This is a genomic window from Rectinema subterraneum, assembly GCA_009768935.1.
Classification (GTDB): Bacteria; Spirochaetota; Spirochaetia; order Treponematales; family Rectinemataceae; genus Rectinema; species Rectinema subterraneum.
Genome location: WESA01000091.1, coordinates 1 through 4,465 on the forward strand (window position 1 = coordinate 1; position 4,465 = coordinate 4,465).

A 4,465-nucleotide genomic window follows, 5' to 3' on the forward strand; every position below is an offset into this window, starting at 1 on the left:
GGTAAGTATACATTCATATGGGGCATGGCGGGAGAGAACCAGGCATTCACTGATATGGATGCGGTTCCGATGGCTGTGCTTCTATAATTGTTGCGGAGTGGAATATGATTCTGGATTCTTTCAAGCTTGATGGCAAAGTGGCCATTGTGACGGGCAGCAGCACAGGGCTGGGTCAGGGATATTGCATTGGCCTTGCTGAAGCTGGAGCTGATATTGTTGGGGTAGACTATGTTGAATCGCCGGAGACCGCACAGATTGTCCGGGCTCGGGGACGGAGGTTTCTGGAGATTAAAGCGAACCTCATGTCGATCGAGCCGATACAGGGCATTATCGATGCAGCAGTCAAAGCATTTGGGCATATCGACATTCTGGTTAACAATGCAGGTATTATCCGCCGCCAGGACGCGATCGATTTCTCTGAAAAAGACTGGGACGATGTGATGAATATCAATATCAAAACAGTATTTTTCTTAAGCCAGGCGGCTGCGCGGCAATTTATCGCTCAAAAAACAGGGGGCAAGATAATCAATATTGCCTCGATGCTCTCTTTCCAGGGAGGAATTCGCGTTCCCTCGTATACTTCCTCAAAGAGTGCGGTCATGGGGCTGACGCGGCTTTTGGCGAATGAATGGGCGAAATACAATATCAATGTGAATGCGATCGCTCCAGGATATATGGCGACAAACAATACAGCGCCATTGAGGGCTGATCCATCGAGGTCGGAGGAAATCTTGTCGCGCATACCAGCCGGGCGCTGGGGAACGCAAGAAGATGTGCAAGGCGCAGCAGTATTTCTCGCATCAAGCGCAAGCGATTATGTCAATGGCTATACGATTGCGGTCGATGGCGGCTGGCTTGCGAGGTAGCGCTGGAATTGGGCGTGGAACTGCCTTGAGGCTATGCAGGCAAGGCTTGAGCTGAATTAGGGGACAGAGGTGCTGCTCGAAGCGGCAATCAGCGCGTCAAATGAAAAAAGGATAGATCAATCTTCGAACCAGGAGGAATGAAATGATTGTTACGCGACTAGAGGATATCAATAGATATCGTGGACTCAGCACCAATCTCGATACTGCTTTCGATTGGCTTCTAAAGGAGAAATGGCAGAATCTCGAGCAAGGCAAGCATACCATTTTTGGAGAGGCCATCTACGCGCTAGTTCAGAGTTATAAGTCGAAGGATCATGCAGCCTGCAGATTTGAGGCTCATCGTTCATTTATTGATATTCAGATGCTGACCTCTGGTGAAGAAATTATAGAAGCGCTCCCCCGCGAAGGGCTTGAAGTGCTCGAGCCCTACAAGCCCGATATCGAATTTTATGTAACACCAAAAGACTCTGCCGCTTGTCAGCTTTTCATGAAGCCTGGTTTGCTTGCGATCTTCTTTCCAGAAGATGCACATCGGCCATGCATGATAGCAGGAGACGGTCCTGAAGATATTGGCAAGATTGTGATTAAGGTCGCAGTTTAGAGAGAACTCTAATGTGCGTTGGTTTTCATGCAGCGCTTCACTAAATATAGAGGATTTTCCATATGAAAGATCTGAAGGCTTTGTTTTATTCGACAGGAATAATTCCTGTAATCAAAATCGAGTCGCTTGACAAGGCTGATGGGCTCGCTCAGGCTCTGCGTTCGAGCGGTATACATGTTGCAGAGATTACATTCAGGACCAAGACCGCCCCTGGAGTGATCGAGCGCTTCGCGTCCCGCCATTCTGATATTCTTGTCGGGGCGGGAACGGTTACGACAAAAGAAGAGGTCGATAGCGCTCTCTCGGCAGGCGCTGCTTTTGTCGTCTCGCCAGGATTCAATCCTGTGATTTGCTCCTATTGTATTGAGAAAGGCGTTCCTGTGTTCCCGGGTGTCAACAATCCATCGCTCATCGAGCAGGCTATAGCGATGGGGCTTAGCGTGCTCAAATTCTTTCCGGCAGAAGTTTCTGGCGGGGTGAGAGCGCTTAAAGCTTTTGAATCAGTGTATTCCTCGGTCTCATTTATTCCTACCGGCGGCATCCAGGAGAATAACATCAATGAATATTTAGCGCTCAAGAATGTTCTCGCCTGCGGCGGCTCGTGGATTGTACCAACCGATCTCATTGAGGCAGGCAAATTCGAAGCAATAGAGGGGCTCATCGGATCAGCACGCAGGACAATGCTTGGATTTTTGCCGTTGCAGCACGGGGACAGAGGTTTGAACCGGGAGAAGGCTGATGCCGGAGCCAGGATAGGGGACGGAGCTGCAATCGAAGTGAAAACAACCTCACTACGCCGTTCTTTAGCAATACTCCAAGCTGAGGGGTTTTCTAGTGTGCTTGGTTCGGAAGTCATGAGGGGAAAGAGCATGGCTGCTGCAGAAATCGAAATACCAAGCCTTCATGGCCGAATTCGTCTGGTTGAATAGCATCATACATTTGCGAGGAGAAAAACAATGAGCCTCGTGACCTTTGGCGAAATAATGCTAAGATTGAAATCCCCAGGGCAGGAGCGATTGTTTCAATCGCCGCTTCTTGAAGCGACTTTTGGGGGGAGCGAAGCGAATGTAGCAGTTGCTCTTGCGCGGCTCGGCATTCCTGCTCGATTTGTGACTTTGCTTCCTGACAATCAAATTGGGCATGAATGCATGAGAGAATTGCGCTCTCATGGCGTCGATGTTTCTGGCATTAAATTCAAGAAAGGCCGAATGGGCATTTATTTTTTTGAGAATGGAGCAAATCAGCGCCCTAGCAATGTCATCTATGATCGCGCTTATTCAACGCTATCGGAAATGGAGCCAAGCGATATTGATTGGGGGAAAGCTTTTGAAGGTGCAAAATGGTTCCATGTTTCAGGCATTACACCAGCTGTATCCCAAAAATGCGCTGATGCTACAATTTTTGCGGTGCAGACAGCAAAAAAAATGGGACTTATGGTCTCGTTCGATCTGAATTATCGGGCCAAGCTATGGAACTATGGAATTGAAGCTCGTGCTGTAATGTCGGAGATCGCACGCAGCGCTGATATTCTGATTGGGAATGAAGAGGATTATCAAAAGTCATTAGGTATCAAAGGGCCGAAAGAAGCCAGCAGCGGCGAGCTAGATATTGATGAATACCAAACTATGTGCGAAAGCACGCTGAATGCTTTTCCCAACGCATCTATAGCTGCAGTGACACTGCGCGAAAGCCATTCAGCAGACAGCAATGACTGGTCTGGGATGGTAGTCGCTAGGGGACAGAGGTTTATATCACGCAAATATCATATCGCAGATATTGTGGACAGAGTCGGAGCTGGGGACAGCTTCTCTGCAGGTCTTATATTTGGCCTTATAAAGTATGGCGAGCCAGGAGCAGCGCTTGAATATGCGGTTGCGCTTTCATGCCTAAAACACTCAATTCCAGGAGATTTTGCCCTGATAGAGCCAGGAGAAGTTGAAAAGCTGCTTGGCGGTGATACTTCAGGCAGAGTGCAGCGCTGATATTTTGGGGTAGGATGACTTGGTTGCAAAAGAATGAAGGATAGCTTCTTGGAAGTGTGCTTTGTTGCGCGTACATTCATTTTTTGGGGACAGAGGTTGAGTCAAATAAAAAACCTCTGTCCCCGTCAAGCCTTCTATCTTGGCTTGGATGATGGACTGCAATCTAATTCATGGAAGCAGCAATTTTGGTAGCAAATAGATTTCTTTTACATTGTCGATCAAAATGCCGCTCATCCCCTCATTCAGCGCTGGATGTATATCGATATCGTATCTATCTCCAATAACAATACAGTTTTCTGCTGATTGGTTCATGCTTTGGAGAAGGAATTGAAAAGGAGCGGGGTCTGGTTTTGATTTTCCTGTATCGTCCAGAGCTATAATTGTAGCTATGAGAGAAGCAACACCCAAAGCATCCAAGCTCTCTTCTGCGATTACACGAGGATTATTTGTTATCAGAGCCAATTGATAGAATTTTTTTAAAGCATTGAGCGATTCGTACAATAAAGGATCGGGAGCAAGCCAATTATGGGGACGGAGCTTTCTCTTTCTCCATTCTATGATGAGATCATCAGGAACACCAATTTCTTTAAAGATATTCGCAAGGCTTGTGGGAGGAAGCTGCCTCTCTTTTCTTAGCTTTTTTCTCTGCAATACAAGGGAAGAAGCTGCTTGATTGGGTATATGCAAATAATCGGCTAACTGCTCAATCTGCGATTCTTCCTGAAACTTTAAATACTCTGGATTATGATAGAGTGTTCCATCAAGATCAAAGGCTAGCACTCCTGCTCGATGGAGGCGGGGACGGAGGAAAAGCTTCATTGCTTATCGGCTGCCCCGTATGGGATGACGTCATCGATGCTGTTCGAAGCTCCGTCCCTCTGATCACTCTGCGGATTGCTCGGTACTGATTTCGTATTCGAATTGCTTTCGAGCTTTCGTTTAATCAAGCGCGCGACAACGTCTCTATTATCCAGAAGAGAGCTCAAGGATCTATTATGATGCAACAAGCTGATTAC

At 47.3% G+C, this 4,465-nt stretch carries 6 protein-coding genes; 4 read left to right on the forward strand and 2 right to left on the reverse strand.

Annotated elements, in window-relative coordinates; genetic code table 11:
• The first annotated feature begins 104 nt into the window (after positions 1-104).
• The 4 genes from kduD to GAP13_RS12690 all read left to right on the forward strand — a co-directional run bounded on the left by kduD (position 105) and on the right by GAP13_RS12690 (position 3,449).
• The gene (kduD, locus tag GAP13_RS12675) at positions 105-866 is read left to right on the forward strand and encodes a 2-dehydro-3-deoxy-D-gluconate 5-dehydrogenase KduD (protein WP_158908657.1); all 762 of its coding nucleotides are present in this window, start codon (positions 105-107) and stop codon (positions 864-866) included.
• 142 nt (positions 867-1,008) lie between these two features.
• Positions 1,009-1,467: a NanQ anomerase/TabA/YiaL family protein gene (locus tag GAP13_RS12680; RefSeq protein ID WP_158908658.1), complete on the forward strand. Its 459-nt coding sequence runs from the start codon at positions 1,009-1,011 to the stop codon at positions 1,465-1,467.
• Between the two features lie 62 nt (positions 1,468-1,529).
• On the forward strand, positions 1,530-2,396 hold the full coding sequence (gene eda, locus GAP13_RS12685) for a bifunctional 4-hydroxy-2-oxoglutarate aldolase/2-dehydro-3-deoxy-phosphogluconate aldolase (protein ID WP_158908659.1): 867 nt from the start codon (positions 1,530-1,532) through the stop codon (positions 2,394-2,396).
• 27 nt (positions 2,397-2,423) lie between these two features.
• Positions 2,424-3,449: a sugar kinase gene (locus GAP13_RS12690; protein ID WP_158908660.1), complete on the forward strand. Its 1,026-nt coding sequence runs from the start codon at positions 2,424-2,426 to the stop codon at positions 3,447-3,449.
• A 168-nt stretch (positions 3,450-3,617) separates the two neighbouring features.
• Here the strand turns inward: GAP13_RS12690 and GAP13_RS12695 are convergent, their stop codons facing one another.
• Together GAP13_RS12695 and GAP13_RS13140 are read right to left on the reverse strand one after the other, a co-directional pair.
• Complete coding sequence (locus GAP13_RS12695; protein WP_158908661.1) at positions 3,618-4,268, reverse strand: HAD family hydrolase; 651 nt, start codon at positions 4,266-4,268, stop codon at positions 3,618-3,620.
• Positions 4,265-4,465, reverse strand: a 201-nt coding sequence (locus GAP13_RS13140; protein ID WP_222126224.1) for a hypothetical protein, incomplete at its 5' end; no start/stop codon positions are given. The genes GAP13_RS12695 and GAP13_RS13140, both read right to left, overlap by 4 nt.